Source organism: Promineifilum sp. (SeqCode) (assembly GCF_041918635.1).
GTDB lineage: Bacteria > Chloroflexota > Anaerolineae > Promineifilales > Promineifilaceae > Promineifilum.
In genome coordinates this window covers 1-5,192 of the sequence record NZ_JAYRVJ010000351.1, presented here as the reverse complement: position 1 = coordinate 5,192, position 5,192 = coordinate 1, and the positions used below count along the sequence as shown (strand labels likewise).

Here is a 5,192-nt window from a genome sequence, read left to right as displayed (position 1 = left end):
GCCGATGTTCGGCCATAACGTGAGCTTCTCGCAGCGCAAGACGAAGCGGCAGTTCCGGCCGAACATCCAGCGCACGACCGTCTATGAGGACGGCCGTCGCGTGCGCCGCCATGTGTGCGCGCGCTGCCTGAAGACGATGGCCAAGGTCTGACCAGACCTGGCTGCGCTTGGCCTGAACGACCGACGCTCGTTTGTGGCTCAATTGGTTCGGCAAAGTTGACCTCGCCGGCGCCCGACGCGCCGGCTTTTGCTTTTATAGGCGCTCTCTCGAATTCGCCTGGTGAACTGATTCTACCCCAGAATGAAAAAGGTTCGTAGTCAGGCGATTCATCGTCGTTCTTCACCTAGAACAGTCAACTCCCTCAGATACTTCCCCTAGCCAACCAGTTTGTGAAAAAATGCACAAACTTTTAGGGAAAAGGTCTACTTGTGCCCCCCCGATTTTTGCGCTATAGTGTTGCCATTGAGTATCGTCTTCAACGACCGTCCTGATTGCCTAGCGCGCGGTCGCCCCTGACCGAGCCGCCGCGCCGGAGCCGTTCTTCAGCCCCGACTCCAATTGAATAGAGAGGTGTCCCATGGTCGCTGCGTTCCAATGCTTCCGCCGGTGGGTGCTTGTCCTTCTGCTGTTGCCGCTGGTCGCCTGCTCGCCGGCCGCCGGCGTGGAGCCGACGGCCGAGTTGGCAACGACGATTGAATCGCCCGCCACCGCCCCCGCCCTGGCCGCCTATCCGAGCCCGCCGACCGCCACGCCGACCCTGCCGCCCTACCCCTGGCCGACGGCCACGCCGGGGCCGACCGACCCACCCGAGCCGACTGAGCCGCCGACGGAGACCCCGCCGCCCGGCCCGACCGTCCCGCCCACGCCGGTCGTCACGCCCGTGCCGACGGCCGAACCGCCCTTCATCCCCTTCCCCGACGGGACGACGGCCCAGCCCTTCACTCTCTACTGGCGCGACGGGGACGTGCTGCGCTCCATGCGTAGCGACGAGGGGGAGCCAAAGCTCTTTCTCGACCCGGCGGCTGAATTCGGGCTGTACCTGCCACCGGCCGAGGCGTACATCCGCTCCTGGGGCGCGATGTCGCCGGATGGACAGACCCTGGCGCTGGTGCTGACCGAGGAAGGGGAACTGATACCGCAACCCGATACCCCCTATCCGGTGAATATCTACCTACTCGACCGGGAGAGTCGCGCGTTGGAATTGCTGGTCAAGAACGGCCTTGACCCGGTGTGGTCGCCGGACGGCCAGCGGCTGGCTTACCGTTCGATTGAGACCGGCGGGTTGTGGGTGGCCGAAGTGGAAAGCGGGGCGACGAGTGAGGTGTATAAGGTTGACCGCGCCAACGAACACGTGGCGACGGACTTCACTTGGTCGTCGGATAACCGCCATTTGGCATTAATAGACGAAGTACTCCGTCAATCGCGTGACTTGCTCGTCGTTGATATTGACACGAAAGAGCCCAGGGTGCTGGTTTCCTCCCCCACTCATTGGGCTTACGCTCCTCAATGGTCTCCGACAAGTGACCAAATTGCCTTTATTTGGCTAAATGGCGAAGGAGGCCAGGGCCCGCATTTGTGGATAACGGACTCAGCCGGAACTAAGCAACAGCAGCTAACCAGCACGTTTGAGATCCTTGTTGGCGCACCCCGTTGGTGGCCCAGCGGCCAATGGATTGCTTTTAGCGGCCCAGTGGAGTACGAGGCGCCTGCTTCGCAATTTGACTTATGGCTCATTGATAGCGCCAACGCTATTCCTCGACGCCTTACCTACGACCATGTGGAGTCAGTAGATGACCATGAGGTAGATGACTTGAATCCAATATGGTCACCGGATGGAACACAGCTTATCTTCGTAAAAGCTCCTCAGACCGGCCCATCAGAAGTCTGGGTGTTGTCTCTCATTGATGGTCGTGGTCTGAAACTCATGAGCACTGCTAACGCCTTCGATATTGGCCTGGTAGTTAGTCCCTAGGCTCATAGACGCAACACGGAGTAGTAACCATGACTAGCGCAGCATTTTCACAAAGCAAGCTCTTTCGGAGGCTGGTTCTAGCCGTAATGTTAGCGATGTCTATGGCGCTTGTCTCAACTCTCGTGGTTGAGACGGCATATCAAGTCCAGCGACCAATCGCCGGTGGTCTCATTACTCAGACCTATTTGTGGGCTGAGGGAACGCATAGGGGCCTTGACTTCGGCTACAATACAGGCACAGATGTCTACGCTGTTGCCGACGGCAAGGTAGTGAATATCTTGGAAGACGTCCCTAACGGTACAGAGCCAATCAACAACCCTTGGGGAAACTTCGTGCTCATCCAACACAATAAGCGCCATTACGATCGGACAACTGATTCGACGGCCTATGTGTACTCGTTATTCCTGCATCTGAGTGAAGACTCTGTTGTACCGAATGTTGGTGAGAGTGTTGTAGCAGGCACAGTAATCGCGGAAAGCGACGACACGGGTAACTCTACTGGACCGCACCTACATTACCAACTCGCACTGCATCCACAAGCAGATCGAACAATATACCCAAACTTTACCTTGGACTCGGAGAATAGGTCGCGTAACCCTGAACTATGGCTAAGCCCCTTGCCCAACAAGGGCATAGCTGTGGGTAAGGTTACCGACACGAACGGCAATGCCGTGGGTAATCTCAGAATCTGCGGCGTTCAGAAGTCATATGGGGGCTATAGCTCCTCCCGCACCTACTCCTATCCGTGGGCGAATCCGGACAGCATCTTGTACGAGAACTTTGGCACGACGGACGTTTCGCCGGGAACCTATCACTTATACGCCTATAACTACGTTTCTGGAACTTCCTGCGGACAAACGCCACTCTATCGCGATTTGGGTGACCACACCTTCACCACCGGCAAGGTCACCTACGTTGGCCTCTACCCCTCTTGGTTTCCCTTTCTCCGCCCGGCGTCCGGCGCGGGCTGGGACGTGCAGACCTACGTGCGCAACCACGCCGCGACGTTTCGCAGCGCGACCGACGTGAGCTACTTCAACAATACACAGGTCGTAGACCAGTGGAACCAGATGGTCAACAGCTATGCCTCCGTCCTGATCGACGGCGAGCCGACGCCTTCCTATTCGGGTCTGGTGGCCGCCAGCCAGGATTCGTCGGCGTTCGAGTTGGTCAAGGACGGCGGTCAGCCGGCGGGGACGACGAGCATCACCGCCCCCACCGGTCGCGGCTCGAAAGGCTGGGAGGTCGCCGGGCCGACACTCTACGTACCGTTGGTAAAAATGAACTGGGTCGGCCGGCGAACGCAGATCTACGTGACCAACACCGGCGTGAAAGAAACAACGATCGACGTCAAGTACTACAACACGGGCGGCGACTTTTATCCGCCGCCCGGCAACCCGCAGACGCTCGTCCTGCCGCCGAATGTGCGCAAGGCGCTGGATCCGTGGGAGCGCATACCGGTCAACGGCATTTACGCGGCGGTCATCTCAAATGTAACCGGCAACAGCGAGCCGTTGGCCGCCGTAGCCAAAGAGGAGGACAGCGCCTCGCCCTACGACGCGCCGGCGCTATACAACGCCTTCAGCAGCGGCAGTACGATCCTGTACGCGCCGTTGGTCAAGAAGAACTACGCCGGCAACACCAGCGGCATCACCTTGCAGAACGTGGGCGCCGTGGATGCGACCTTCAGAGCTTACTACTACGACATGAACGGCCAGCCACAGGGTTCGACCGTGAGCGGAACCATTGAGCGTTACGCGCCTTACGTGCTCTACAACCCACCGGCGATTCCCAATGGTTTCCTGGGGTCGGTGCGGATTGAATCGACCAACAACGTCCCCCTGGTGGGCGAGGTGAGCGAGGAGGACGCCGACGTTGCCGACCCGCGGCTGATCTCTAACCTGGCGTTGCGCGAGAGCGGCTCGCAGATCATCCATCTGCCCCTATGGTATGACAACTACACCGCGGCCGGCGGCGACTGGGCCAGCGGGGTGAACGTGCGCAACATCGGGACGGCAGAGACCGAGGTGACCATCCGATGGTACAACCAGAGCGGCGCGCAGGTGCATTTACAGACGGAAGATGTAAATGTGAATGACACCCACAACTTCTACGATCCATCAGCCTTGAGCAACTTCATCGGCTCGGTAATGATACAATCCAGCGGCCAACCCATCGTGGCGACGGCCAATATCCATAATTGGATTGACAGTGATGTTGACGATGATGGCAAGGATGATTACGATACGGCTTTGGCCTTCAACGGCAGCAATCGTTGACTGTCCGTAACGCCGTTTATCCCACGTCACTGCTAAACATCCGCACCGCCCCAGCGGCCCGCAACGCCGCGGCCACAGCCTGCTCCGTCTCGCCGCTCACCAGAGCGATCATGTTGCCGCCCCGCCCCGCCCCGCTCAGCTTGGCCCCCAGCGCCCCGGCCGACAGCGCCGCGTCCACCAACCGGTTGAGCGTCGTCGAGGAGACGGTCATGCGCGCCAGCCAGTCGTGGTTCTCGCTCATCAGTTCACCGACGGCGGCCAGATCGCCGCGGGCCAGGGCGACGCGCCCAGCATCGGCCAGCCGGCCACAGGCGTCGAAGATGCGCTCGAAGCGGGCGGGGTCGCGCTCCCAGCGGCGGCGCACGTCGTCGACGACGATCTTCGTGGCGCTGCGCACGCCGGTGTCGCCAATGAGCAGGCGCAGCGGGCGCGCCGGGGTGAAGGTCTCGATGCGGTTCTGGGGCTGGGCGCGCACGAAGTAGACCGGCTGCTCGAAGGCAATGACCGTGTTGTCGATGCCGCTCGGCGTGCCGTGGTGCAGCCGCTCCACCTCGTAGGCCAGCCGCGAGACGTCGTCGCGAGAGAGCGTGTCCGCCCGGCCGAAGTAGAGCGCCAGGGCGCGGATGACGGCCACGGCGATGGCCGCGCCGCTGCCCAGCCCGCTGGCGATGGGTATCTCGCTGGTGACGCTGAGCGAGAAGCCGCCCACTCCCTGACAACTGAAGTGGCGCTGGACGGCGCGCACGGTGACGGCCAGGGGGTTATCCTGCCGCGCCGCCGAGAGCCACATCTCGCGCCCCAGATCGGGCGTGACCATGCGCACGTCAGGCCCGGGCAGCTCCTCGATGGTCGCGCGCGCCCGCAATTGCGTCACCGGCGCGGCCACGGCCGGCCGGCCATAGACCACGGCGTGTTCGCCAAAGAGGATGACTTTGCCCGG

The 5,192-nt window shown here is 61.1% G+C and carries 4 protein-coding genes and 1 pseudogene; 4 read left to right on the top strand and 1 reads right to left on the bottom strand.

Translation table 11 applies throughout. The features are described from left to right. The first annotated feature begins 4 nt into the window (after window positions 1-4). The 4 genes and pseudogenes from ACE3UY_RS11195 to ACE3UY_RS11180 all read left to right on the top strand — a co-directional run bounded on the left by ACE3UY_RS11195 (window position 5) and on the right by ACE3UY_RS11180 (window position 4,252). Entirely contained in the window at window positions 5-151 is a 147-nt protein-coding gene (locus ACE3UY_RS11195) for a bL28 family ribosomal protein (protein WP_374687610.1), read from the top strand. Window positions 152-578: 427 nt separating this feature from the next. Then, entirely contained in the window at window positions 579-1,973 is a 1,395-nt protein-coding gene (locus ACE3UY_RS11190) for a TolB family protein (RefSeq protein ID WP_374687609.1), read from the top strand. Window positions 1,974-2,002: 29 nt separating this feature from the next. After that, window positions 2,003-2,488: pseudogene (locus ACE3UY_RS11185) on the top strand (M23 family metallopeptidase); the annotation flags it as partial. A gap of 252 nt (window positions 2,489-2,740) precedes the next feature. Next, on the top strand, window positions 2,741-4,252 hold the full coding sequence (locus ACE3UY_RS11180) for a hypothetical protein (RefSeq protein ID WP_374687611.1): 1,512 nt from the start codon (window positions 2,741-2,743) through the stop codon (window positions 4,250-4,252). 16 nt (window positions 4,253-4,268) lie between these two features. Here the strand turns inward: ACE3UY_RS11180 and mvk are convergent. Beyond that, window positions 4,269-5,192, bottom strand: a 924-nt coding sequence (gene mvk, locus ACE3UY_RS11175; RefSeq protein ID WP_374687608.1) for a mevalonate kinase, incomplete at its 5' end; no start/stop codon positions are given.

What these genes read in the sequence shown, in the direction of transcription:
- ACE3UY_RS11195 (WP_374687610.1), top strand. Translation starts at nt 5, where the DNA reads ATGTTCGGCCATAACGTGAGCTTCTCGCAGCGCAAGACGAAGCGGCAG.
- ACE3UY_RS11190 (WP_374687609.1), top strand. Translation starts at nt 579, where the DNA reads ATGGTCGCTGCGTTCCAATGCTTCCGCCGGTGGGTGCTTGTCCTTCTG.